Raw genomic sequence first — 23464 nt, forward strand, 5'->3', positions numbered from 1 at the left:
AATCGCCCTTTTTCAAAATGAAGGAGTTATTTTTATGAAACAACAAACTTCAGTACAAGAATTGATTAAGCAAAATAGCAATAATAAAGGTAAAGTTTTTGCGGATAAAGCTGTTCCCATTATTTTATTGTTAATCGCTTCAGTTTCTGTACTTACAACAATCGGGATATTATTCACACTTGTAACTGAAACAGCAACATTTTTCACGAGAGTGAATCCATTTGAATTTTTATTTACGAAAGACTGGGCACCATTTTCATCTGATCCTAAATACGGTATTTTCGCACTGATTTTAGGAACGTTGAAAGTTACAGCAGTAGCGACAATCTTTGCTGTTCCAGTTGGATTAGGTGCAGCACTATACTTGAGTGAGTATGCTTCTGATAGATCAAGAAGAATTATTAAACCCATTCTTGAAATATTAGCAGGTATACCAACAATTGTTTACGGATTTTTCGCTCTAACTTTTGTAACACCAATTTTAAGAGGTATATTCCCTGATTTAGGAAGCTTTAACTCTATTAGTCCAGGTTTAGTCGTGGGGGTCATGATTATACCGATGATTACGAGTATGAGTGAAGACGCAATGAGTTCGGTACCTGATTCAATTAAAGAAGGCGCACTGGGATTAGGTGCAACAAAGTTTGAACTTGCAACTAAAATCGTATTTCCAGCGGCTTTATCTGGTATCATCGCATCTGTTGTATTAGCGATTTCAAGAGCTATTGGTGAAACAATGATCGTATCTTTAGCGGCAGGTAGTACACCAGATTCAAGCTTTAGTTTAATAGGATCTATCCAAACAATGACAGGATTCATTGTCCAAGTTGCAACTGGAGATGCGACTTACGGATCTGATATTTATTACAGTATTTATGCTGTAGGTTTCACATTGTTTATATTCACATTTATTATGAATATCATTTCACAATGGATTACAAAACGATTTAGAGAGGAGTATTAATATGTCAGAAGTTAATTTAGTTGATCAAACCGTCGTTCGTAAAAAGCTACCGACAAGACTAATGAAAAATAAAGTCATAAAATCAATATTTTTCGTTTGTACATTAATTGGCTTAATCGTATTAGCTATTTTGCTATTTGACATATTTAGAAAAGGTATTCCTTATCTAAGTACAGATTTCTTCACAAACTTCTCATCAACATCACCTGAACGTGCAGGTATTAAAGGTGCTTTAATTGGGACACTTTGGCTCATGATGACAATAGCACCTATATCTATCATTCTTGGTGTTGGTACAGCGATTTACATGGTTGAATATGCAAAAGAAAACTGGTTTACGAAATTTATAAGAGTTAATATTTCAAATTTAGCAGGTGTGCCATCAGTAGTATTTGGTTTATTAGGATTAACAATATTTGTACGTGGTGCAGGTATTGAAAACTTATCTCTAGGTAAGACTGTTATAGCAGCAGCATTAACGATGTCACTAATGATTTTACCAATTATTATCGTAGCAAGTCAGGAAGCAATTAAAGCTGTTCCATCATCTATTAGAGAAGCTTCATTAGGATTAGGTGGTACTAAATGGCAAACGATTAAAAACATCGTATTACCAGCTTCAATACCTGGTATTTTAACAGGGACAATTCTTGCACTATCAAGAGCACTTGGAGAAACAGCTCCACTTGTTGTAATCGGTATTCCTGCAATATTGATGAAAACACCTAACAGTATATTCGAATCTTTCCAAGCATTACCAATGCAAATATACAATTGGGCTAAGTTGCCACAAGCAGAATTTCAGTTTGTTTCATCAGCAGCAATTATCGTATTACTCGTAATTTTAATTCTTATGAACTCAATCGCAATCTATATTAGAAATAAATATCAAAGAAAATTATAATAATCAAAATGAAGAGGGGTCATGACTATGACAGACGTAAAAATTAGAGATTTATCTCAAAATATACCTTCAAATGAAATGACAGCAAATCAACAAATAGCAGTAGAAGATAAAAATATTGTTTATAAAACGAATAATTTAGATTTATGGTATGGAGATTTTCATGCGCTTAAAAATATAAATTTAGATATTGCAGAAAATGAAGTGACGGCAATTATTGGACCATCTGGTTGTGGTAAATCAACTTACATTAAAACATTAAATAGAATGATTGAATTAATTCCAAGTGTTAAAACATCTGGTGAGATCATTTATAGAGATAAAAATATTTTCGACAAAAAATATAGTGTTGAAGAATTAAGAACGAATGTTGGTATGGTGTTCCAAAAACCAAACCCATTCCCGAAATCAATCTATGACAATATTACTTATGGACCTAGAATTCATGGTATTACAGATAAAAAGGTACTAGATGAAATCGTTGAACGTTCATTAAAAGGTGCAGCAATCTGGGATGAATGTAAAGATAGACTAGATAAGAATGCATATGGTTTATCTGGTGGTCAACAGCAAAGAATTTGTATTGCAAGATGTTTAGCAATTGAACCAGATGTTATTTTAATGGATGAGCCAACTTCAGCACTTGATCCTATTTCAACATTAAAAGTTGAAGAATTAGTGCAAGAATTAAAAACTAAATACTCAATCATTATCGTGACACATAACATGCAGCAAGCAGCTAGAATTTCTGATAAAACAGCGTTCTTCTTAAACGGTTATGTAAATGAGTTCGATCAAACAGATAAAATCTTCTCTAACCCAACAGATAAGAAAACAGAAGACTATATTTCTGGGAGATTTGGATAATATGGTTATTAGAGAAAAATATGAAGATGAATTAAATTCACTCATTAATGATTTATTTGTGTTGGGTAAAGAAGTATACTTTATGATAGAACAATCAATATCTGTATTGAGTGATGAAGATAGAAACAATGCTCGTAATTTAATCAAATACGATAAAAAAATTAACCAAATGGAATATGACATTAATGAAAAAGTAGTTATGCTAATTACAAAGCAACAACCTATAGCGACAGACCTTCGTGTTATGATCTCAGGTTTAAAAATAGCTTCTGAATTAGAGAGAATGGCAGACAATTCTACTAATATTGCTCAGATCAGAAAAAGAGTTAAAATAACAGATTACTTTATACTAACGAGATTAAAAACAATGGGTAAATTAGCAATGTTAATGTTAAAAGATTTAGAAGTGGCAGTAAATGATAAAGATATCTTGTTGATAAAAGAAATTATTGATCGCGACAATGATATTGATGATTTATATCGTGAGATTAATAACACGACATATTTAATCGATAACGATCCATTTATTTCTGGTCAAGCACATCTTGCTGCAAGATACTTAGAAAGAATTGGAGACCATATCACGAATATCAGTGAAAGTTGCTATTATTATATAACTGGTAAACACTATGAACCTATTGAAAAATAGTACTGGAATTATATAAGCATAGATGGTATTATAATAAGGTCGTATATTAATTGAAATAAGAATAGGAGGGTTCATCATGCGCGTAAATGTAACTTTAGCATGTACTGATTGTGGTGAAAGAAACTACATCTCTAAAAAGAATAAACGTAACAACCCAGAGCGTATTGAAATGAAAAAATATTGTGCTCGTGACGGTAAACACACTCTTCATAGAGAAACAAAATAATAAAACGAATAAAAACACATTCCATTATACGGGAATGTGTTTTTTTAATACCTTTAAAGGTTGTACGACTACCTATCACAATAATTCTTGTGTTATCATACTATGTGTAACTGATAAAAATTTAATCAATATTTGGAAGTGTTAAATTCATGTCAAACAAGAAAAATTTAAGAAAAGAAATATTGAATTTAATGAGAAATCAAGACATATCTCAAAAAGAACAATATGATTTAAATTTAAAAGAACAATTATTTGAACATAACAATTTTAAGCAAGCCAATTCAATTGCTATCGTTATGAGTATGGATCATGAAGTCAATACGATACCTATTATTGAACATCTTTTAAATATAGGTAAGAAAGTATTCGTACCGAGAACCAATTACGAAACGAAACAAATGGAATTTCAGCGAATACTTGATTTGAATTCCATTGCAATTGATCAAAAAGGCATTAAGTATGTTAATCAAGAAACTGAAATTAGTGATGATATTGATTTAATTATTGTACCTGGTGTTGTATTTAATCAAGCTGGTTATCGAATAGGCTATGGTGGAGGGTATTATGATAAATATTTATCTCGTTATAATGGACATACAATAAGTTTGTTATATCCTTTTCAGATAAGAAACTTTGATGCTGAATCACATGATATACCAGTTGATGAAATGTTGACACCAAATGATATATATGGAGAAGAATAGATGGATAAAACAAAACAAATGTGGAAGTCGATATATTATTTAGTCTACACTGAAGGCTATAAAATAATATCGATTGATGAAGAAGAAGCAGAAATATGGTTGACCCATGAATCTAAAAAAATAGTCAAAAGGTTTATACATAAGACACCTACACATCAAGAAGTTGATTTTGACTTAGAAAAAATCATTGACCATTTAGGTGACTTAATTGATAGTATAGGGTTTAGTTTTGAACAATTAGATGTTTTTTATATTACTGATAAAGAGATAGATTTCACTGAATTTAATCATACTAAACGACCTAAAATTAGGTATCATGCTTTATATGAGCTTAGTGATTTCGAGAAAGTATCTCATCACTTTGTAACGAAACATCAAATTAAACGTAATAGAACAAATCCTGTTACGACATATAAAAACAAATTATTGAATGCGAGCTTTATTGATAGCTTTATGCTTAAGTTTTCACCTGTCACATACTTTTTAGTAGCTGCTAATGTAATTGTTTGGCTGTCTTTAGTTTTAATTTTTAATCATTTTGGCCAAATTAATTTAGTCGATTACGGTGGACTTGTGCATTTCAATGTTGTTCACGGTGAATGGTACCGTTTATTAACGTCCATGTTTATACACGCGAATTTTACACACTTAATGATGAATGTATTTTCGCTTATTATATTCGGTAAACTGATTGAAGGTGCATTAGGCTCCCTTAAAATGTTCACCATTTATTTCATATCAGGTCTATTTGCAGGTATTGTATCGCTTAGTATAGATACACAATCTATTTCAATTGGTGCAAGTGGTGCCATTTTCGGATTAATTGGTGCATTTATTGCGTACTTATTTACACGTAAAAATATTAATAAACAATTTGTATTACAAACATTTATCGGTATTGTGATTATTTCGTTATTAGCATTGTTTATTAATAATGTGAACCACTTCGCTCATTTAGGTGGATTTGTTGGCGGGGTAATCTTAATGTTTATCATGTACAAATGGATGGAACATGATAAATTCAAACTTTATTATATTGCTGCCTTTATAGTGATCATCATCATTTTGATCGTTACCATCTTTAACAGACAACAACATTATATATATGATGAATTAACGAAAGATGCTATGAATAACGGTGATTTTGATAGAGCAGAAACTATGGTAAAGCAAATTAAAGAAAAGAACTTCGAGTCGGATGAGACATATATTTTAAGTGGCTTAATCGTAGCGAATAATACATCTTTGAATGAAGCGATACTAGAATGGGAAAGAGGCTTAAAAGTTTTTCCTAATTCAGCTAAATTAAATTACCAATTAGCTTTAGGTTATAGAGCAAAAGATGACTATGATAAAGCAAATAAGTTTATTAATAAGGCCATAAAGCTTGATAAAAAGAATAAACATTATGCAGCATTAAAAGATGAAATTGATGCGTTTAGGAGTTAATTTTATGAATAATTTATATGACGTACAACAATTACTTAAAAAGTTTGGTTATATCATTTATTTTAAAGATGAAGAAGATCAACTAGAAATGATGGAACAAGAAATAAAAGCTATGTATCAATCTATGCTTATTGATAAAGAAACATTTTTACAAGCAAGACTTATTATAAATCAGAGAAGGATTGAGAAAAAATGACACATATTTTATCAGCTGATATTGGTGGTACGACTTGTAAATTAGGTATTTTTGATCGTTCACTAAATATCGAAGAGAAATGGGAAATTTCAACGAATAAAACAGGGGAAGGCATATTAGAGAATATATATGATTCTTTCGTTGTACATCTGAATAGAAAAGATATCGATATCAAGAACATTATCGGTATGGGAATCGGTGTACCTGGCCCAATTGATTTTGAAAATGGTATCGTCAACGGTGCAGTGAATTTAAATTGGACTGGTAACATTGAAGTTAGAAAACATATGCAACAATATTTTGATGGCCCAATATACGTAGATAATGATGCGAATGTGGCAACTTTAGGAGAAAAATTTAAAGGCGCTGGCCAAAATGAAAGTGATGTTGTTTGTATGACGCTAGGAACAGGTGTAGGCGGCGGCATTGTTTCAAATGGCGAATTAATTCATGGTCATAATGGTTCAGGCGCTGAAATAGGTCATTTCTTAGTGGATCAAAAGAAAAGATTTCAATGTAATTGTGGTATGAAGGGCTGTCTTGAAACGGTTGCTTCTGCTACAGGTGTCATTAATTTAGTACATCATTATTATCCAAATATCAATATGAAATCAAGTATTCATGACTTAATAACTGGTAAAAATGTTACAGCTAAAGACGTATTTGATGCTGCAAAATCAGGTGATGAATTTAGTTTATTTATCATTGATAAAGTTGCTGGTTACATAGCTTATGCTGCAAGTGTTGTTAGCGTCATGACAAACCCTAAATATATTATAATTGGTGGTGGCGTTAGTAAAGCCGGCGATATTCTTATCCAATATATTAAAAAGCATTATGAAAAAATGACATTTAAACCTGCACAAGATGGTACAAACATCGTAGTTGCACAACTAGGTAACGACGCAGGTATCATCGGTGCAGCTGGTCTAATTAAGACATATGTAATAGAAAAGGAGAATGAATAATGGCAATAGTTGACGTAGTCGTAATACCAGTAGGAACAGAAGGACCTAGTGTAAGTGAATATATTGCAGATATTCAATTGATCTTAGAAAAGCATAAAGAGGCAGGTACAATTGATTATCAATTAACACCAATGAATACACTTATTGAAGGTGATTTAAAAGATTTACTTGAGATTATACAAGAAATTCATGAAAGTCCATTCAATAAAGGATTAGACAGAGTATGTACAAATATTCGAATTGACGATAGAAGAGATAAATCTAGAAAAATGAACGATAAATTAGATTCTGTTAATAAACATTTGAACAAATAAAAAAAGACGAGTGTAAACTCGTCTTTTATTTAATGATGTAAAATTGGATAACCGTATGTAAAGATTGTAGCTAATGAGAAGAACCCAAAAGATACTACAGTTATTGCACCAAAAAGAATGCCCAAAATATTTTTGTTTTTGAATGCTGAAATTAAACCAAATATGGCTAGAATAAAAACAGCTAGCATTAATAATGAGAAAATATTAACACCGATATGGATTTTTACTCCGAATAACTCAAATAGTTCCCCTGTGTCGATAAATGGCATTCCAATACCCCCAATACAAATTTCTTTTATTATCATATTAATTGTATAATTAATATGTGGTTTTGTCGAGATACTTTTTAAAAGAGGAGGAAATAAAATGCAAGTACATAGTTTTTCATTAGGAATTGTAGAAACAAATTGTTATATTCTAGAAGGTGAAAACGAATTACTCGTGATAGATCCAGGAGATAATGGCGAGTTTTTAAATAAACAAATTAAACAATATCATAAAAAGGTGAGTGCTGTATTATTAACACACGCTCATTTTGATCATATAGGTGCAGTAGATGATGTCGCAAATGAATTTGATGTGAAAGTATATGTACATCCTGAAGAAAAATCGTGGCTAACAGATACAGAGAAAAATGGTTCTAAAAAATTTGCAATGTATCAATTACCACAAGTGGTTCAACATACTGTTCCACAAATAATGGAACCTGGAGAATATGAGATTGGTGAATTTAAATTTGAAGCGATCCATACACCAGGACATACACCGGGTAGTTTATCATTTGTGTTTGGCGACTTTGCGATAGTAGGTGATACTTTATTTAAAGGTGGAATTGGCAGAACGGATTTATATAAAGGTGATACAAAAACATTATTGAATTCAATTGAAGATAAGTTGTTAGAACTAGATCCAAATACAACTATTTTCCCAGGTCACGGACCGGAGACAACAATTGCAGATGAAGAAATGACAAATCCGTATTTAAATGGATTTAATTAAAAAAAGAAGCATTACACAAACGTGTAATGCTTCTTTTAATGATGTGCTCCAAAACTTGGCTCTAATAAGAATGTAGAATAATATGTAAATCCAACAAAACATAATACTAAATAAATTGCGAATATATACATATACATTCTTTCTGTTAATTTTAAGTATCCCAACAATACGAAAAATCCAGTTTGTGCTAAGAAGAAATATGCCATCATGTCCATACCACCGACATAAAACATCGTAGCAAAAATAGCAGTCCAGAAGCCTAGAGTTTTATAAACTTTATCCATCTTCTTAAGAACCCCCTCTGTGTTTACTTTCTTATTCATATTTAATTATAAAGTTACTCTATTCAAAAGTAAATAGCATTTTAACGCAAATTCATAAGCATTAAACAAGTAATTTAGGTAATTGGAAGCGTTTATATATATTAGGAGGAGATTATGGAGAAATTATTTAAGTCAATTATTAACGACGCTGTAAATTCTAATGCGAGTGATATTCATTTTGTACCTTTAAATGATGATAAAGTCTTTGTTCAAATGAGGATAAATGGCGATAATACACCTTATGATTTAGATTTAGACTTTAAATTGTATAGTAGGCTACTCATTTATATGAAATTTATCGCGCATCTTGATGTAAGTGAACGTAATAAAGCACAAAGCGGGCAATATTTATATGAACATGACATTCATTACTACTTAAGAATTTCTACAATACCAATCAGTTTAGGAATAGAATCTAGTTCCATTAGAATAACCCCTCAACATTTTAATCAATCACATAGGAAATCAGAAGATCAATTTTATAACGTTCTACAAAATAGAATGTATCAATCAGAGGGGTTATTTCTATTTACGGGGCCAACAGGATCAGGTAAGACGACATTAATGTATGAATTGATGTACGCATTAAAGAGAAAGAAGAATAAACATATTATTACAATTGAAGATCCTGTAGAACAAACATTAAATGGCATTGTCCAAGTTTCAGTCAATGAAAAAGCTAACATAACTTATCAACAATCTTTTAAAGCAATTTTAAGATGTGATCCTGACGTTATTATGATTGGTGAGATAAGAGATGATGTTACTGCTAAGCAAGTTATTCAGGCAAGTTTAAGTGGTCATTTAGTGCTTTCCACTATGCATGCGAGTGATACAATCGGGGCAATCCACCGACTAATTGAGCTAGGTGTAACAGTCGAACAAATTAAACAAGGTATTTCATGTATTACGAACCAACGTCTTGTGAAGAAAAATGATGAAACAAGAACTTTAAATATGTCATATATTTTTAAAGATGACATTATTAAATATATGGAGAATGATTATGAAACGTAAGAAAAATGTATTAAAAAAAGACCAAGTATTATATTTAACACGACTGTTAGATATGTTGAAACAAGGCTTCACTTTACTAGAAGCTATTCAATTACTGTCTGATCAATTCATGCAACTTAAAAAGCATAATTTAAATACGACTGCTTGTGAAATTGTTAAAGAGACTGGTCAATTACATGAAATACTTAAACTGTTTAATTATCCGCAAGTCATTATTACCCAAATATACTTTGGTGAACAATATGGTAATTTGAATGAAACGTTAGAACACACTATTCTATATTTAAAAAAGATTGAACAAGTTAAACAAAGATTTATAAAAACAATTCAATATCCCGCTTTATTATTCAGCATCTTTTTTATGTTACTCGCTGTTGTAAATCAAACCATTATTCCTCAATTCACAGAAATTTATGCTTCAATGAACGTAGAAATTTCCACTTCGTTACGTATTATCACGACAATATTTTCATATTTACCAACTACTATTTTTTCTTTAGTCCTCATTTTATTCCTCGTTTATCTTATCAGTTATATGAATTTTATGGATAAAGAAATGGCTCGTAAATTAGCTATATATAAGAAAATTCCAATCATCAATCGTTACATTACGATGTATAACTCATATCGTATATCTAGAGATTTTTCTTTTTTTATTCAAAATGGTATTACCCTTACTAAAATAATTGAAATATATATGTTGCAAACTAAAGATGACTTTTTGAAATATATTGGACATTCCATCAATCAATCTTTGGTTTCTGGTATGACATTTCCAAATTCAATTAAAAAGTTAGGGTGCTTTGAATCTAATTTCATACACTATATCAATCACGGAGAAAATAAATCTAAATTAGATTTAGAACTTTATTATTACAGTCTTTTTATGCTGGACACATTAGAGAAGACTTTCTTAAAACATCTCAAATGGATACAACCAGTAGTATTTGGTGTTCTAGCTTTATTAATCGTAACGCTATATTTAATAATCATTCTACCGATGCTGCAAATGGTAGAAGGTATAAAGTGAAAGGAATGTTTTAAAATGAAAAGATTTAAATTTTTAAGTAAAAAAGAAGGATTTACATTGGTTGAAATGCTAATTGTCCTTTTAATCATAAGTATATTATTGGTGATCATCATACCAAACATTAGCAAGCAATCAGAGACGGTAAAAAGTACTGGATGCCAAGCTCAAGTTAAAATGGTTGCTGGTCAAGTAGAAGCTTATACATTGAAGCACGACGCTAAACCAAATTCTATAAATGATTTAGTAAGTGATGGTTATATTAATCAAAAGCAACTGACATGTAAATCAGGTGAGACAATTACACTTGAAAATGGTGAAGTTGTTGCACATTAATGATAATAAAGGTTTTACGCTGGTGGAAATGATTATTGTTCTATCGATCATCAGTATTATCTTTATGGTGACAATGTATTTATCTGTAAACGCATTGGCAAGTAGTGGATTAAATAATGGCATAGATGATTTTGAAACGAAGCTAGAGTTTTTAGAAACGAAATCTCTATCTCAAAAGCAACCTATATTAGTTTGGTTTAAACCCAATTCAGATAAAATATTTTATCAAATTGAGAAGAATCAGATTCAAACCATATCGCTCTATAAAGGTCGTATTTCTAAAAATAATGAGTTTACGACATTAGTTTTTGATGGAGAGGGGAATATTAATCAATTTGGTACTTTAAAAGTGGAATTTAATGAAAGAAGGTATCATGTTATTTTTCGCATCGAGAAAGGGAGATATAGAATTGTTGAAACGACATGATGGGTATGTGTTTATAGATTTTATGTTGTCTATTTTTATCATAATGCTATTGAGTGGGACATTACTGCCTTTAGTTACAACATTAAATGAAAATATCACTCGTGAACACGATAGAATAAAGCTTTATCAAATGCTTTATCAAACAGTACAATCAAAATCTAACGAACCAAAATATGATGTAAAGAGATATAAATATTTAGAGTTTAATACAAAAGTTTGTATGAAAGATGAATTGAAAAATGAAAAAATATGTATTGAAAAATAGTAAAGGCTTTACGATGATAGAAATGCTACTGTCGTTATCATTTTTATTAATTATATTGGCATTAATTCCATTGCTCATTAAGAGTCTTTATTTGTTTAAAGATAATGCAATGGATCATACGCATTTTGAATTGATGATGTTCAGAAAAGAATTCTCCGATGAAATAAAAGAAAGTACTATAAAATTAGACAATGCTCATAACAGGATTAAATTCATAAATGAAACACGTTCTACAGAATTCACATTATTAAATGGAAAGATAATAAAAACTATAAATGGCCGAGGTAACATCACTTTGGTTAATAATGTGAAGACTTTTCAAGTAGATAAAATATCTAACGAATCATTTAAAGTATTTATTATTATAAGAAAAGGCGATAAAGAATTACATGAAGAAATTTATATCTAACGATGCTGGTTTTATTTTACCGTTATTACTTGGGATATTATTTATTTATAGTTCCTTTTTGTCATTTTACTTAGTACAATATAGCTTTAAGCTTAATACTTATCACAATTTAGAACAATACTATATACGTGAAATAAAAATAATGATAAATAAATAATTTTAAGCTTTTTATTTTCTGAATAATGAGATAGAATAAAGTTTAAGTTGAAATGAAACAACTGAGGAGTAGATTTAATGTCAATCGTATTAATTGGATTTATGGGTGTTGGCAAAACAACTATCGGAAATTTGTTGAGCGAACATTATGATAAAAGTTTAGTAGATATAGATACTTATATCGTTGAAACAACTCAATTACCAATCCCACAAATTTTTGAAAAATATGGTGAAAAACATTTTAGAGATTTAGAGTATCAAGCTTTAAAAAAATGGATTGACCAAGATGTGATTATTTCAACTGGTGGCGGTATTGTAGAATCAGAGTTATGCAAAGAATTATTAAAGCAAAATGACAATACTTTTTGGTTAAAATGTGATGTCGAAATTCTATTTAATAGAATTAATCATGATAATAACAGACCGAATGCTAACGGAAAGTCATTAAATGAATTAAAAACCTTGTATTCAAAACGAGAATTAAGTTATAATGAAATCGCATTCAAGCATATTGATGCTAACAGACCTAGAGAAGTAGTTGCAAGTGAGATTATTGAATCTCTATAAGCTTAAATATTTGCGAATGATCAAAGTTAGAGAGAATGAATGATATATTCATCGCCGAAGGAGCAAGCCAGATTTGAGTGAATCTCTCAGGCAAAAGGATAACTTTGTGACGCATTCCTGAAGAGCACTTCAACAGGGTAGCGAAAGCTACCCTGTTTTTTTATTATACATATTCAGAAGGGGAGAGTTATGATGACGACAGATTTAAAACAAACACCTTTGTATCAAACTTATATAGATCAAGGTGCTAAAGTAATTGATTTTTCTGGATGGGCTTTACCAGTCCAATTTTCAAGTATTAAAGAGGAACACAATGCAGTAAGAAATCATGTTGGTATATTTGATGTAAGTCACATGGGTGAAATTCTCGTTACAGGTGAAGAAGCGGATCAGTTTATTCAATACACTTTAACGAATGATTCAACATTATTAACGGATAGTAAAGCTCAATATACAACGCTATGTAACCAAGATGGCGGTGTAATTGATGATTTAGTTGTTTATAAATTAGACGACAAAGTTTATTTCTTAGTTGTCAATGCAGGTAATACAGATAAAGACTTCGAATGGTTAAAATCAATTAAAGATTTTAATGTAAATGTTGAAAATAAATCTTCTGAATATGGCCAATTAGCAATCCAAGGTCCAGAAGCACGCGAACTAATTCAAAAATTAGTAAGTGATGATGTATCAGAAATGAAGATGTTTGAGTTTAAACAAAATGTAACACTATTCGGGAAAGAAGTTATATTATCTCAATCTGGTTACACAGGTGAAGATGGATTCGAAGTTTATTGTGATGCTGCAGACACTAAAGCAATTTGGGATGGATTTATAAACGAAAATGTTGTTCCATGTGGTCTTGGTGCACGTGATACTTTAAGACTTGAAGCTGCTTTACCATTACATGGTCAAGATTTATCTGAACAAATCACACCATATGAAGCTGGCATTGGCTTTGCAGTTAAACCATTAATTGAAGATGACTTTATTGGCAAAGATGTATTGAAAGCTCAAAAAGAAAATGGTGCGCCAAGAAAATCAATCGGTATAGAAATGATTGATAAAGGCATACCGAGAACAGATTATGCAATTCTAGATACTGATGGTAATGAAATCGGTTATGTAACTTCTGGAACTCAGTCTCCATCAACTGGCAAATCAATTGCTATGGGATTAATTGAGAAGGGTGCATTTGAATTAGATAAAGAAATTTTAATACAAGTTAGAAAAAGACAAGTAAAAGCTAAAATTGTTAAAAAATCATCTTTTAAATCATAGGAGTGAATAAAATGGGTCACCGCTATATACCTTTAACTGAAAAAGATAAATCTGAAATGTTAGATGTCATTGGTATTCAATCTGTAGATGAATTATTTACGGATATACCTGAATCTGTAAGGTTTAATAAACCGTTAAATATTAAAGAAAAGAAAGCTGAAACGCCTTTATTACGTGAACTATCTCAAATTGCTAACAAAAATATTACAAGTGAAACACATGCTTCATTTTTAGGTGCAGGTGTTTATGATCACTATATTCCAACTGTTGTCGATCATGTTATATCTCGTTCAGAATTTTATACTGCTTACACACCTTATCAACCAGAAATTTCACAAGGTGAATTACAAGCTATTTTTGAATTTCAAACTTTAATTTGCGAATTAACTGGTATGGATGTAGCCAATTCATCTATGTATGATGGTGGAACTGCTTTTGCTGAGGCTGCTGTTCTTGCAGCAGGTCATACTAAGAAATCAAAAGTAATTGTATCTAAATCTGTACATTATCAATCTATAGAAGTACTTAAAACTTATACAAAAGCTCAAGACATTGAAGTAGTTGAAGTTGATTTAGACGGAACTGTTACGGACTTAGAAAAGTTAAAAGCAGTTATCGATGACGATACAGCAGCAGTATGTGTTCAATATCCTAACTTCTTTGGTTCTTTAGAAGACTTAGAGGCAATTAAACAATTAATTGAAGATAAAAAAGCTTTATTTATCGTATCAAGCAATCCTTTATCACTTGGATTAATTACACCTCCTGGTGAATTCGGTGCTGATATTGTTGTTGGTGATGCACAAGTATTCGGTATTCCAGCACAATATGGTGGACCTCACTGTGGTTATTTTGCATCTACCAAGAAACTTATGAGAAAACTACCAGGACGTTTAGTTGGTCAAACTCAAGATGAAGATGGCAATAGAGGCTTTGTTCTTACGCTACAAGCACGTGAACAACATATTAGAAGAGATAAAGCGACATCAAATATTTGTTCTAACCAAGCTCTAAATGCATTAGCAGCATCAGTTTGTATGAGTGCATTAGGTAAAAATGGTGTGTTTGAAATGGCTAAACTTAACATGGAAAAGACAACTTATATGAAGCAAAAAATGCAAGAAGCTGGATTTGATGTGTTAGAAGGTATTTCATTCAACGAATTTGTTGTTAAATTTAACAAACCGATAAGTGAAATCAACGCTGAATTACTTGAAGAAGGTATTATTGGTGGATTTGACTTAGGTTTCATCGACGAAGCATTCAACAATCATATGTTAATTGCAGTAACAGAATTAAGAACAAAAGAAGAAATCGACACATTTATCAAAAAAGTAGGTGAATACAGTGCGTAAACCATCAAGCGAATTAATATTTGAAAGATCTAGAAAAGATAGATTTGCATATTCTTTACCTGAAAAAGATGTTGAAACACAAGATGTTCAAGATCTTTTAGGAGATAAATTTACAAGAAAACAAAAAGCAGAATTACCAGAAGTTAGTGAATTAGATTTAATGCGTCACTACACTGAATTATCTAATAAAAACCATGGTGTAGATACTGGATTCTATCCTTTAGGTTCATGTACGATGAAATACAATCCTAAAATTAATGAAAAAGTCGCTAGAATGTCAGGCTTTGCAAACGCACATCCATTACAAGATGTTTCAACTGTACAAGGTTCACTAGAAATCATTTATGATTTACAAGAACATTTAAAAGAAATTACGGGTATGGATGAAGTAACACTTCAACCTGCAGCAGGTGCGCACGGTGAATGGACAGCATTATTAATGATTAAAGCTTTCCACGAAGCAAATGGCGATTTCAATAGAACGAAAGTTATTGTTCCAGACTCAGCTCACGGTACGAATCCAGCTTCTGCAAAAGTAGCAGGTTTCGATACAGTAACTGTAAAATCTAATGAAAAAGGATTAGTTGATATCGAAGACTTAAAACGTGTAGTTGGAGATGACACAGCTGCTATCATGTTAACAAACCCTAACACATTAGGTTTATTCGAAGAAGATATTTTAGAAATCAGAGAAATCGTACACCAAGCAGGTGGTAAACTGTATTACGATGGTGCTAACTTAAATGCAATTATGAGTAAAGTTAGACCTGGTGATATGGGATTTGACGCTGTTCACTTAAACTTACACAAAACATTCACAGGACCTCATGGAGGCGGTGGACCTGGTTCAGGACCAGTTGGTGTTAAAGCAGATTTAGTACCATTTTTACCTAAACCAACAGTAGTTAAAGAAAATGATACATTTAAATTCGAACATGATATGCCACAATCTATCGGAAGAGTTAAACCATTCTTCGGTAACTTCGGTATCTATTTAAGAGCTTATACTTATATTAGAACGATGGGACCAGATGGATTAAAAGCAGTTTCAGAAACAGCTGTATTAAACGCTAATTACATGTTGAGAAGACTACAAGATCACTTTGATACACCATATACACAACACTGTAAACACGAATTCGTAATCAGTGGTTCAAGACAGAAAAAACTTGGTGTAAGAACATTGGATATTGCTAAACGTCTCTTAGACTTTAACTTCCATCCACCAACAATTTACTTCCCAATCAATGTGGAAGAATGTATGATGATTGAGCCAACAGAAACAGAATCTAAAGAAACTTTAGATGCATTCTGTGATACGCTTATTCAAATTGCAAAAGAAGCAGAAGAAACACCAGAAGTTGTATTAGAAGCACCACATACTACTGTCATTGGTCGATTAGATGAAACACAAGCAGCAAGAAAACCAGTACTTAAATTTGAATTACTAAAAGAAGAAAAAGCATAATAAAAAGCGTCTTTACCGTAATTTCTAAATTAAAGTAAATAACATCTCATTCCTTATATTCAAATAGGGTAATGAGATGTTTTTTTATTTGAAAATTTTAGATGGTTAGACAAGATGTGAGTTAAAAGCAACATTAGATTGGGAAACATGTGAGTTAAATATCATATTAACTCACTAGATTAGTCTTTTATAAATTAAAAAGCGTCTTGGTCGCATTTAACGACCAAGACGCTTTAATATTATTTAGATTTAACTTTACCAGTCCATTTTTTATAGCCGCCTTTAAGCATGAATAATTCAGTGTAACCTTTTTTCTTCATCATTCTAGCAGCTCTATAACTTGCTACGCCATTTGCGTCGCAAAAATATATAGGTTGGTCTTTACGTAAACCTTGATATCTTGTACGAAATACACTCATCGGTATATTTCTTGCCCCGATAATATGACCATAGTCAAAATCAGCCTTTTCACGCAAGTCTATAACTTGTGCCTTTCTTAATCCCTTATGGAATTCATTTTGATCTAATTCTTTTACTGCGCGCTTATTTAATGAATAGTTAATTGCCATATAAATGATAATCAAGACTAGGACTATGAGCGCGATATACCAATAATTCATGGTCTGATTCCTCCCAATTCAAGTCGATACCCTTATTATAAGATTTCTTGTGAGATTTATCAAAATTTTTTTGCTAAAATAGAAAAGTACATAAGAATTAATTGAATAGGAGTTTTAATTGTGAAAGAAACTTGGCACTTTATAAACACGAAATCGAATAATCCATATTATAATATGGCAGTTGATGAAGCACTTATGAATTTTGTGAGTAGAGGAGAAATCGATCCGGTTATTAGATTTTACACATGGGATCCAGCTACGTTATCAATTGGATATTTTCAAAAACTAACTAAAGAAATTGATATTGAAAAAGTAAAAGAAAAAGGTTTTGGACTTGTAAGACGTGCTACAGGAGGTAGAGGTGTCTTACACGATAAAGAGTTAACTTATAGCGTCATCGTTCCAGAATCGCATCCCAATATGCCTAAAACGGTAACTGAGGCTTATAGAGTCATTTCAGAAGGATTGTTAGAAGGATTCAAGTCGTTAGGGTTTGATGCATACTTTTCAATTCCAAAGACAAAAGAAGAAAGAGATAAACTTAAGACACCACGAAGTTCAGTTTGTTTTGATGCGCCAAGTTGGTATGAACTTGTTGTAGAAGATAGAAAAATAGCAGGCAGTGCCCAAACACGTCAAAAAGGCGTTATCTTGCAACACGGTTCAATTTTACAAGATATAGATGTTGATGAATTGTTCGATATGTTTATATATAGAAACGATCGACTAAAAGATAAAATGAAAGCTGCATTTACAGATAAAGCAGTTGCTATCAATGATTTATCAGATAAATACATCACTTTAGAAGAAATGGAAACAGCATTTTTTGAAGGATTCAAGAAAGGTTTAGATATTGAATATAAACCACTTGAATTTACCGAAGAGCAGCTTGCTGAAATTAAACAATTAGAAGAAAAATATAAATCAGAAGAATGGACTTATAGAAAGTAAAAAAAAGAGACTATTGAAGTCTCTTTTTTATCTATTTCTACGCTTTTGTTTGCGCATGGCTTTTTTATATTTTCGTTGATCTGGCGTTAAAAAGAAGAAATAGTAAATTAGATAGATGATTAATCCGAATATGATAAATGAGACAATCATACGAATGAAGCCCATGATAAAGAAATCAAGATTCATAATTAATCCAAAAACTGCTATAGCAATAATTAAATAGAATAAAACATTTTTCATAAAATCTCACCTTAAATTATTAGTCTATTTAATATAGCACATTTTATGTATAATCTCACTCAATTTGACCTATCTCTTTGTCTAGTCCATGAAGTTCATCAATTGCTTTTTGAACATCTTTTTTATCCTTTTTATTGTATGCATCATTTAAATCTTTAAACACTTTTTCAAAACTTGTTGATAGCTTTAACATGCTTTTATGAAGAGATTTATAATCTTTAGGAATAGATTTACCTTCCATTTCATCTTTATATCTATCTGTAATATTTTCTTGATTATGATAAATATTTTCTAATTCATTTTTAGTATGTTCGTCATCGAATTTTGAAGTTACATTTTTCTTGATTTTGTTATAACTCGCTATATTCGTTTTAGTTTCATTTACAAATTTTGTAGATGACTTTAAATATTGAGTTGTAAACTGGCTAGACGACTCTTGTTCATTTTTTTTAATTTTGCTTTTAACACTATTTTCTTTTTGTTTATATGTTTTGTTTTTATCTTCTAAGTCTAATACTTCTTGTTTTAATTTTCGATTATCACTTTTTAATAAAGACTTCTTTTCTTCAAGTTGTTGAACTTTATCATTTCCACACGCAGATAAGACAACTGTACTTGCCATGATTGTTATAATTGTTTTTCTCATGTTTATTTACTCCCAATGTTTTACTGTGAAAAAATTTCGATATGTATGATATTATTTTAATGTATATAGATTTATTGTACAAATAGAAAGGGGATAATTATGAAAATTAATAAATTAAGAGAAGTCATGAATGAAAAAGGTCTTGAAGCAGTTGTAATTCTATCACCGTATAACAGAAGATATCTTTCTGGATTTACAGGGACAAGTGGTAGTCTACTAATTACACAAGATAAATCCCTTTTAATTACGGACTTTAGATACATTCAACAAGCGAATGATCAAGCTCAAGATTTTGAAGTTATTAATCAAGAAGGACCAATGCTAGGTAAGATTAATGAACTGATAAAAGAAGGTCAATATAAAAAAGTTGGCGTTGAAACACATTTAATTACTTATAATGAATATCAAGCATTAAATACAGATGCAGTTGAACTTTCTTCTATTGAAGGTGTTATTGAAACAATCAGAATGATTAAAGACGAATTTGAAATTAAACAAATTCAAAAAGCAGCTGACATTGTAGATGAAACATATGAACACATTTTAAAATGGGTTAAACCAGGCATGACTGAAAATGAAGTCAATAATGAAATGGAAATGTTCATGAGAAGTAAAGGTGCAACATGTTCTTCATTTGATACGATTGTTGCTTCTGGCCACCGTGGTGCATTACCGCATGGTGTAGCAAGTAATAAAGTTATCGAAGAAGGAGACATGATTACATTAGACTTCGGTGCACTATATGAAGGATACGTTAGTGATGTTACGAGAACATTTGCTATTGGTGAACCTAAAGAAGAAATGAAGAAAATCTATAATATTGTTTTAGAAGCACAATTAGCAGCTTTAGAACAAATTAAACCGGGTATGACAGGTAAAGAAGCAGATACAATTGCAAGAGATGTTATTAAAAGTTATGGCTACGGTGAACAATTTGGTCATTCATTAGGACACGGCATTGGGTTAGAAGTACATGAAGGTCCAGCACTATCTCAAAAATCAGATATCGTACTTGAAGAAAATATGTGTATCACATTAGAACCAGGTATTTATGTAGATGGTTTAGGTGGCGTTAGAATAGAAGATGACGTATTAGTTACAAAAAATGGCTTACAGCGCTTTACTAAATCTTCAAAAGACCTTATTATTTTATAAGAAGGTATAAATAGGAGGAAAATGAATGATTTCAGTTAATGATTTTAAAACAGGTTTAACAATTAAAGTTGATAATGGCATTTGGAAAGTTATGGACTTCCAACATGTAAAACCAGGTAAAGGTGCGGCATTCGTTCGTTCTAAATTAAGAAACTTAAGAACTGGTGCAATCCAAGAGAAAACTTTTAGAGCCGGTGAAAAAGTTGAAAAAGCTCAAATCGATAATCGTCGTATGCAATATCTATATGCTAATGGTGATAGCCATGTGTTCATGGATAACGAAACTTACGATCAACTAGAGTTACCTGGTGATAAACTAGAATATGAACTTAAATTTATTAAAGAAAACATGGAAGTTCAAATCCAATCTTACGAAGGTGAAACAATTGGTATTGAATTACCAAATACAGTTACACTTCAAGTAACAGAAACTGAACCTGGTATTAAAGGTGATACAGCAACTGGTGCAACTAAACAAGCTACAGTTGAAACAGGTTATAGTTTAAACGTACCGTTATTTGTTAATGAAGGTGATTTACTTGTCATTAATACTACTGACGGAAGCTACGTATCAAGAGGTTAATATTAAACATTAAAATGAGGCCGGGACAGTAACTTGTGTCCTGGCCTCAATCATTTTAGTTAAATTAGGAATGTATCTTATTTACATTTATAATTAAATATTAAAATCTCTTGAATTGGTATGACCACTAAAGTAAAATGTATGAAGTGTAACGTATTAGAATTTAAAAGGAGTTTTTCAAATGAACTTAAAACAAATTAAAGAACTAGTTGATGTGTTAGATAATTCTTCTTTAACTGAAATTGATATTAATGATAAAGATTTTAAACTAACTTTAAAAAAAGATATTAAACAAGAAATCATTTATAGCCAAGGGGCAACAAATGTTGTAGCAGAACAACCACAACAAGCAACTCAATCAGCACCACAACAAAATGTTGAACAAGAAGCACCAAGTGGTTTAACGATTAATGCACCAATGGTTGGTACATTCTATAAATCACCATCTCCTGATGAAGGTCCATATGTTCAAGTAGGTTCACGTGTAGAAGCTGATACAACTGTATGTATTTTAGAAGCAATGAAATTATTTAATGAAATTCAAGCAGAAGTTTCTGGTGAAATCACTGAAATATTAGTTGAAGACGGACAAATGGTAGAGTATGGCCAACCGTTATTCAAGGTGAAGTAATATGAAAAAAGTATTAATTGCAAATAGAGGGGAAATTGCAGTAAGAATCATTAGAGCTTGTAGAGAATTAGACATACAAACGGTCGCAATTTATTCAGAAGCTGATAAAGATGCATTACATACTCAAATAGCAGATGAAGCTTATTGTGTTGGACCGACACAATCTAAAGATTCATACCTTCACGTTCCTAATATTATTTCAATTGCAAAATCAACAGGTTGTGACGGTATCCATCCTGGATATGGTTTCTTAGCCGAAAATAGTGATTTTGCTGAAATGTGTGAAGCATGCCAAATTAAATTTATTGGACCTAGTTATCAATCTATCCAGAAGATGGGTATTAAAGACGTTGCGAAAGAAGAAATGATCAAAGCGAACGTACCTGTTGTGCCTGGTAGTGATGGTTTAGTAGATACAGTAAGAATTGCAAAGAAATGTGCGAAGAAAATTGGTTACCCCGTTATTATTAAAGCTACTGCCGGTGGTGGCGGTAAAGGTATCCGAATTGCACGTAATGAAGAAGAGCTTGTAACAGGATTTAGAATGACACAACAAGAAGCTGAAACAGCATTCGGAAATAAAGGTTTGTATTTAGAAAAGTTCATCGAAAACTTTAGACATATTGAAATTCAAGTAATGGGTGATTCAGAAGGTAATGTTATACATCTTGGTGAACGTGATTGTACGATCCAAAGACGTATGCAAAAATTAGTAGAAGAATCGCCATCACCAGTCCTTTCTGAAGAAATGCGTAAAGAAATGGGTGAAGCGGCTATTAGAGCAGCTAAAGCCGTTAATTATGAAAATGCTGGTACAATTGAATTTATTTATGATTTAGATGCTGAAACGTTCTATTTCATGGAAATGAATACGCGTATTCAAGTAGAACATCCTGTTACTGAGATGGTAACTGGAATGGATTTAGTTAAACTTCAACTTAAAGTGGCAAGTGGTGAAACTTTACCAGTTACACAAGAAGAAGTTGACTTGAGTGGACATGCGATTGAATTTAGAATCAACGCAGAAAGTCCATTTAAGAATTTCATGCCATCACCAGGTAAAATTAATCAATATTTAACACCAGGTGGATTTGGTGTGCGTATTGATTCAGCTTGTTATACAGGATATACGATTCCGCCTTATTACGATTCAATGGTTGCGAAGCTTATTGTTCATGGTAAAGATAGAACAGATGCAATTCAAATCGGTAAAAGAGCTTTATCAGAATTTTTAGTTGCTGGCATAGATACAACGATCCCATTCCATTTAAGATTGTTAGAAAATGATGTATTTGAATCAGGTGATTTTAATACCAATTTCCTAGAGATTCATGATATTATAAATAATGAAGACAAATAGGGAGGGATTCAAATGGCTAAAACAATTGAAAATAAAAAGCCTTCTTTAGGTAAAATAGAGATTGCGCCAGAAGTTATTGAGGTCATTGCGAGCATTGCGACTACTGACATTAAAGGTGTATCTCATATGCAATCCGTTTTTAATAAGAATTCCTTAGAAAAATTCGGGAAAAAGAATTTTGGTAAAGGTATTAAAGTCGATATTAAAGAAGACGGCATCTACATTAATGTCTACTGTACATTTGACTACGGTACAAAAATTTCTGAAACAGCACGTAAAGTACAATCAGAAATTAAACAAGCATTAAATACGATGACGGCATTAACACCAAAAGAAGTTAATGTACATATCGTTAATATACATTTCCAATAATAAAATGATTAATTAAGAGGATGCGTGCATCCTCT

The 23464-nt window shown here is 31.3% G+C and carries 32 protein-coding genes and 1 riboswitch; of the genes, 27 read left to right on the top strand and 5 right to left on the bottom strand.

The genetic code is table 11. The features are described 5' to 3' along the window. Window positions 1-34: 34 nt before the first annotated feature. The 10 genes from pstC (at window position 35) to LQ622_RS05045 (ending at window position 7241) form a co-directional block, all read left to right on the top strand. A complete protein-coding gene (pstC, locus tag LQ622_RS05000) occupies window positions 35-964 on the top strand; it encodes a phosphate ABC transporter permease subunit PstC (RefSeq protein ID WP_037588290.1) in 930 nt (309 codons plus the stop codon). Window position 965: 1 nt separating this feature from the next. Beyond that, window positions 966-1868, top strand: coding sequence for a phosphate ABC transporter permease PstA (gene pstA, locus LQ622_RS05005; RefSeq protein ID WP_025904173.1), 903 nt, complete (start codon window positions 966-968; stop codon window positions 1866-1868). A gap of 78 nt (window positions 1869-1946) precedes the next feature. Then, a complete protein-coding gene (pstB, locus tag LQ622_RS05010; protein WP_232174216.1) occupies window positions 1947-2735 on the top strand; it encodes a phosphate ABC transporter ATP-binding protein PstB in 789 nt (262 codons plus the stop codon). 1 nt (window position 2736) lies between these two features. Beyond that, the gene (gene phoU, locus LQ622_RS05015; RefSeq protein WP_239761996.1) at window positions 2737-3384 is read left to right on the top strand and encodes a phosphate signaling complex protein PhoU; all 648 of its coding nucleotides are present in this window, start codon (window positions 2737-2739) and stop codon (window positions 3382-3384) included. 76 nt (window positions 3385-3460) lie between these two features. Next, entirely contained in the window at window positions 3461-3610 is a 150-nt protein-coding gene (rpmG, locus tag LQ622_RS05020; RefSeq protein ID WP_016911879.1) for a 50S ribosomal protein L33, read from the top strand. A 149-nt stretch (window positions 3611-3759) separates the two neighbouring features. After that, window positions 3760-4314: a 5-formyltetrahydrofolate cyclo-ligase gene (locus tag LQ622_RS05025; protein WP_239761995.1), complete on the top strand. Its 555-nt coding sequence runs from the start codon at window positions 3760-3762 to the stop codon at window positions 4312-4314. Next, window positions 4315-5763: a rhomboid family protein gene (locus LQ622_RS05030; protein WP_239774733.1), complete on the top strand. Its 1449-nt coding sequence runs from the start codon at window positions 4315-4317 to the stop codon at window positions 5761-5763. 4 nt (window positions 5764-5767) lie between these two features. Beyond that, complete coding sequence (locus LQ622_RS05035; RefSeq protein ID WP_078099923.1) at window positions 5768-5959, top strand: YqgQ family protein; 192 nt, start codon at window positions 5768-5770, stop codon at window positions 5957-5959. Next, entirely contained in the window at window positions 5956-6927 is a 972-nt protein-coding gene (locus LQ622_RS05040; protein ID WP_239761993.1) for an ROK family glucokinase, read from the top strand. The genes LQ622_RS05035 and LQ622_RS05040 overlap by 4 nt, the downstream gene beginning before the upstream one ends. Next, a complete protein-coding gene (locus tag LQ622_RS05045; protein WP_048539720.1) occupies window positions 6927-7241 on the top strand; it encodes an MTH1187 family thiamine-binding protein in 315 nt (104 codons plus the stop codon). Before LQ622_RS05040 ends, LQ622_RS05045 begins: the two co-directional genes overlap by 1 nt. Before the next feature lie 29 nt (window positions 7242-7270). Here LQ622_RS05045 and LQ622_RS05050 read toward each other — a convergent pair whose 3' ends face one another. Beyond that, window positions 7271-7510 carry a DUF2759 domain-containing protein gene (locus LQ622_RS05050; RefSeq protein ID WP_016911885.1) on the bottom strand — a complete coding sequence of 80 codons (240 nt, stop codon included), beginning with the start codon at window positions 7508-7510 and terminating at the stop codon, window positions 7271-7273. A gap of 97 nt (window positions 7511-7607) precedes the next feature. On the opposite strand from LQ622_RS05050, the gene LQ622_RS05055 reads away from it, so the two are divergent. Next, a complete protein-coding gene (locus LQ622_RS05055) occupies window positions 7608-8240 on the top strand; it encodes an MBL fold metallo-hydrolase (RefSeq protein ID WP_239774734.1) in 633 nt (210 codons plus the stop codon). Window positions 8241-8275: 35 nt separating this feature from the next. Here LQ622_RS05055 and LQ622_RS05060 read toward each other — a convergent pair whose 3' ends face one another. Continuing rightward, on the bottom strand, window positions 8276-8524 hold the full coding sequence (locus tag LQ622_RS05060; RefSeq protein WP_025904960.1) for a DUF2626 family protein: 249 nt from the start codon (window positions 8522-8524) through the stop codon (window positions 8276-8278). A gap of 153 nt (window positions 8525-8677) precedes the next feature. On the opposite strand from LQ622_RS05060, the gene comGA reads away from it, so the two are divergent. The 10 genes from comGA (at window position 8678) to gcvPB (ending at window position 16871) form a co-directional block, all read left to right on the top strand. Beyond that, window positions 8678-9580: a competence type IV pilus ATPase ComGA gene (gene comGA / locus LQ622_RS05065; protein WP_239761992.1), complete on the top strand. Its 903-nt coding sequence runs from the start codon at window positions 8678-8680 to the stop codon at window positions 9578-9580. Continuing rightward, on the top strand, window positions 9570-10610 hold the full coding sequence (comGB, locus tag LQ622_RS05070; RefSeq protein ID WP_239761987.1) for a competence type IV pilus assembly protein ComGB: 1041 nt from the start codon (window positions 9570-9572) through the stop codon (window positions 10608-10610). Before comGA ends, comGB begins: the two co-directional genes overlap by 11 nt. A 15-nt stretch (window positions 10611-10625) precedes the next feature. Beyond that, window positions 10626-10943 (top strand): competence type IV pilus major pilin ComGC, encoded by a 318-nt coding sequence (comGC, locus tag LQ622_RS05075; RefSeq protein WP_037588275.1) that lies wholly within the window; start codon window positions 10626-10628, stop codon window positions 10941-10943. Further along, entirely contained in the window at window positions 10921-11370 is a 450-nt protein-coding gene (gene comGD, locus LQ622_RS05080; protein WP_204258647.1) for a competence type IV pilus minor pilin ComGD, read from the top strand. Before comGC ends, comGD begins: the two co-directional genes overlap by 23 nt. Next, entirely contained in the window at window positions 11354-11635 is a 282-nt protein-coding gene (gene comGE, locus LQ622_RS05085) for a competence type IV pilus minor pilin ComGE (protein ID WP_037588271.1), read from the top strand. Before comGD ends, comGE begins: the two co-directional genes overlap by 17 nt. 13 nt (window positions 11636-11648) lie before the next feature. Further along, the gene (locus LQ622_RS05090; RefSeq protein ID WP_239774735.1) at window positions 11649-12044 is read left to right on the top strand and encodes a competence type IV pilus minor pilin ComGF; all 396 of its coding nucleotides are present in this window, start codon (window positions 11649-11651) and stop codon (window positions 12042-12044) included. Window positions 12045-12278: 234 nt separating this feature from the next. Continuing rightward, window positions 12279-12767, top strand: a complete 489-nt coding sequence (locus LQ622_RS05095; protein ID WP_037588260.1) for a shikimate kinase — start codon at window positions 12279-12281, stop codon at window positions 12765-12767. A 16-nt stretch (window positions 12768-12783) separates the two neighbouring features. Continuing rightward, window positions 12784-12879: riboswitch (glycine riboswitch) on the top strand. 80 nt (window positions 12880-12959) lie between these two features. After that, complete coding sequence (gene gcvT, locus LQ622_RS05100; protein WP_196307540.1) at window positions 12960-14048, top strand: glycine cleavage system aminomethyltransferase GcvT; 1089 nt, start codon at window positions 12960-12962, stop codon at window positions 14046-14048. 11 nt (window positions 14049-14059) lie between these two features. Beyond that, window positions 14060-15403 carry an aminomethyl-transferring glycine dehydrogenase subunit GcvPA gene (gene gcvPA, locus LQ622_RS05105; RefSeq protein ID WP_191835608.1) on the top strand — a complete coding sequence of 448 codons (1344 nt, stop codon included), beginning with the start codon at window positions 14060-14062 and terminating at the stop codon, window positions 15401-15403. Beyond that, window positions 15396-16871: an aminomethyl-transferring glycine dehydrogenase subunit GcvPB gene (gene gcvPB, locus LQ622_RS05110; protein ID WP_037588250.1), complete on the top strand. Its 1476-nt coding sequence runs from the start codon at window positions 15396-15398 to the stop codon at window positions 16869-16871. The genes gcvPA and gcvPB overlap by 8 nt, the downstream gene beginning before the upstream one ends. 239 nt (window positions 16872-17110) lie before the next feature. Here gcvPB and LQ622_RS05115 read toward each other — a convergent pair whose 3' ends face one another. Next, window positions 17111-17491 (bottom strand): rhodanese-like domain-containing protein, encoded by a 381-nt coding sequence (locus LQ622_RS05115; protein ID WP_025904950.1) that lies wholly within the window; start codon window positions 17489-17491, stop codon window positions 17111-17113. 120 nt (window positions 17492-17611) lie between these two features. On the opposite strand from LQ622_RS05115, the gene LQ622_RS05120 reads away from it, so the two are divergent. Next, complete coding sequence (locus LQ622_RS05120; protein WP_204255289.1) at window positions 17612-18442, top strand: lipoyl protein ligase domain-containing protein; 831 nt, start codon at window positions 17612-17614, stop codon at window positions 18440-18442. A 27-nt stretch (window positions 18443-18469) separates the two neighbouring features. Here LQ622_RS05120 and LQ622_RS05125 read toward each other — a convergent pair whose 3' ends face one another. Continuing rightward, window positions 18470-18682, bottom strand: a complete 213-nt coding sequence (locus LQ622_RS05125; protein WP_025904948.1) for an SA1362 family protein — start codon at window positions 18680-18682, stop codon at window positions 18470-18472. A 55-nt stretch (window positions 18683-18737) separates the two neighbouring features. Further along, window positions 18738-19328 carry a hypothetical protein gene (locus LQ622_RS05130; RefSeq protein WP_204255288.1) on the bottom strand — a complete coding sequence of 197 codons (591 nt, stop codon included), beginning with the start codon at window positions 19326-19328 and terminating at the stop codon, window positions 18738-18740. 99 nt (window positions 19329-19427) lie between these two features. Here LQ622_RS05130 and LQ622_RS05135 point away from each other — a divergent pair, with 99 nt between their 5' ends. The 5 genes from LQ622_RS05135 to LQ622_RS05155 all read left to right on the top strand — a co-directional run bounded on the left by LQ622_RS05135 (window position 19428) and on the right by LQ622_RS05155 (window position 23429). After that, window positions 19428-20483, top strand: coding sequence for a M24 family metallopeptidase (locus LQ622_RS05135; RefSeq protein ID WP_159315620.1), 1056 nt, complete (start codon window positions 19428-19430; stop codon window positions 20481-20483). Window positions 20484-20508: 25 nt separating this feature from the next. Further along, window positions 20509-21066 (top strand): elongation factor P, encoded by a 558-nt coding sequence (gene efp / locus LQ622_RS05140; RefSeq protein ID WP_025904945.1) that lies wholly within the window; start codon window positions 20509-20511, stop codon window positions 21064-21066. A 181-nt stretch (window positions 21067-21247) separates the two neighbouring features. Next, on the top strand, window positions 21248-21697 hold the full coding sequence (gene accB / locus LQ622_RS05145) for an acetyl-CoA carboxylase biotin carboxyl carrier protein (protein ID WP_037588238.1): 450 nt from the start codon (window positions 21248-21250) through the stop codon (window positions 21695-21697). A 1-nt stretch (window position 21698) separates the two neighbouring features. Continuing rightward, window positions 21699-23057: an acetyl-CoA carboxylase biotin carboxylase subunit gene (accC, locus tag LQ622_RS05150; protein ID WP_025904943.1), complete on the top strand. Its 1359-nt coding sequence runs from the start codon at window positions 21699-21701 to the stop codon at window positions 23055-23057. A 12-nt stretch (window positions 23058-23069) separates the two neighbouring features. Next, complete coding sequence (locus LQ622_RS05155) at window positions 23070-23429, top strand: Asp23/Gls24 family envelope stress response protein (RefSeq protein WP_025904942.1); 360 nt, start codon at window positions 23070-23072, stop codon at window positions 23427-23429. Window positions 23430-23464 lie beyond the last annotated feature (35 nt).

It is taken from the genome of Mammaliicoccus sp. N-M50 (assembly GCF_022386995.1).
In the GTDB taxonomy this organism is placed as follows: domain Bacteria; phylum Bacillota; class Bacilli; order Staphylococcales; family Staphylococcaceae; genus Mammaliicoccus; species Mammaliicoccus sciuri_A.

Excerpts from the sequence above, each read along its gene's own strand:
- LQ622_RS05095 (WP_037588260.1), top strand. The coding sequence starts at position 12,279 with ATGTCAATCGTATTAATTGGATTTATGGGTGTTGGCAAAACAACTATC.
- accC (WP_025904943.1), top strand. The coding sequence starts at position 21,699 with ATGAAAAAAGTATTAATTGCAAATAGAGGGGAAATTGCAGTAAGAATC.
- LQ622_RS05050 (WP_016911885.1), bottom strand. The coding sequence starts at position 7,510 with ATGCCATTTATCGACACAGGGGAACTATTTGAGTTATTCGGAGTAAAA.
- LQ622_RS05090 (WP_239774735.1), top strand. The coding sequence starts at position 11,649 with ATGATAGAAATGCTACTGTCGTTATCATTTTTATTAATTATATTGGCA.
- LQ622_RS05115 (WP_025904950.1), bottom strand. The coding sequence starts at position 17,491 with ATGAATTATTGGTATATCGCGCTCATAGTCCTAGTCTTGATTATCATT.
- gcvPA (WP_191835608.1), top strand. The coding sequence starts at position 14,060 with ATGGGTCACCGCTATATACCTTTAACTGAAAAAGATAAATCTGAAATG.
- LQ622_RS05045 (WP_048539720.1), top strand. The coding sequence starts at position 6,927 with ATGGCAATAGTTGACGTAGTCGTAATACCAGTAGGAACAGAAGGACCT.
- LQ622_RS05040 (WP_239761993.1), top strand. The coding sequence starts at position 5,956 with ATGACACATATTTTATCAGCTGATATTGGTGGTACGACTTGTAAATTA.
- efp (WP_025904945.1), top strand. The coding sequence starts at position 20,509 with ATGATTTCAGTTAATGATTTTAAAACAGGTTTAACAATTAAAGTTGAT.
- comGA (WP_239761992.1), top strand. The coding sequence starts at position 8,678 with ATGGAGAAATTATTTAAGTCAATTATTAACGACGCTGTAAATTCTAAT.
- LQ622_RS05130 (WP_204255288.1), bottom strand. The coding sequence starts at position 19,328 with ATGAGAAAAACAATTATAACAATCATGGCAAGTACAGTTGTCTTATCT.
- accB (WP_037588238.1), top strand. The coding sequence starts at position 21,248 with ATGAACTTAAAACAAATTAAAGAACTAGTTGATGTGTTAGATAATTCT.
- pstB (WP_232174216.1), top strand. The coding sequence starts at position 1,947 with ATGACAGCAAATCAACAAATAGCAGTAGAAGATAAAAATATTGTTTAT.
- comGC (WP_037588275.1), top strand. The coding sequence starts at position 10,626 with ATGAAAAGATTTAAATTTTTAAGTAAAAAAGAAGGATTTACATTGGTT.
- phoU (WP_239761996.1), top strand. The coding sequence starts at position 2,737 with ATGGTTATTAGAGAAAAATATGAAGATGAATTAAATTCACTCATTAAT.
- LQ622_RS05030 (WP_239774733.1), top strand. The coding sequence starts at position 4,315 with ATGGATAAAACAAAACAAATGTGGAAGTCGATATATTATTTAGTCTAC.
- comGD (WP_204258647.1), top strand. The coding sequence starts at position 10,921 with ATGGTGAAGTTGTTGCACATTAATGATAATAAAGGTTTTACGCTGGTG.
- gcvT (WP_196307540.1), top strand. The coding sequence starts at position 12,960 with ATGACGACAGATTTAAAACAAACACCTTTGTATCAAACTTATATAGAT.
- rpmG (WP_016911879.1), top strand. The coding sequence starts at position 3,461 with ATGCGCGTAAATGTAACTTTAGCATGTACTGATTGTGGTGAAAGAAAC.
- pstC (WP_037588290.1), top strand. The coding sequence starts at position 35 with ATGAAACAACAAACTTCAGTACAAGAATTGATTAAGCAAAATAGCAAT.
- LQ622_RS05155 (WP_025904942.1), top strand. The coding sequence starts at position 23,070 with ATGGCTAAAACAATTGAAAATAAAAAGCCTTCTTTAGGTAAAATAGAG.
- LQ622_RS05060 (WP_025904960.1), bottom strand. The coding sequence starts at position 8,524 with ATGGATAAAGTTTATAAAACTCTAGGCTTCTGGACTGCTATTTTTGCT.
- pstA (WP_025904173.1), top strand. The coding sequence starts at position 966 with ATGTCAGAAGTTAATTTAGTTGATCAAACCGTCGTTCGTAAAAAGCTA.
- comGB (WP_239761987.1), top strand. The coding sequence starts at position 9,570 with ATGAAACGTAAGAAAAATGTATTAAAAAAAGACCAAGTATTATATTTA.
- LQ622_RS05135 (WP_159315620.1), top strand. The coding sequence starts at position 19,428 with ATGAAAATTAATAAATTAAGAGAAGTCATGAATGAAAAAGGTCTTGAA.
- LQ622_RS05035 (WP_078099923.1), top strand. The coding sequence starts at position 5,768 with ATGAATAATTTATATGACGTACAACAATTACTTAAAAAGTTTGGTTAT.
- LQ622_RS05055 (WP_239774734.1), top strand. The coding sequence starts at position 7,608 with ATGCAAGTACATAGTTTTTCATTAGGAATTGTAGAAACAAATTGTTAT.
- LQ622_RS05125 (WP_025904948.1), bottom strand. The coding sequence starts at position 18,682 with ATGAAAAATGTTTTATTCTATTTAATTATTGCTATAGCAGTTTTTGGA.
- LQ622_RS05025 (WP_239761995.1), top strand. The coding sequence starts at position 3,760 with ATGTCAAACAAGAAAAATTTAAGAAAAGAAATATTGAATTTAATGAGA.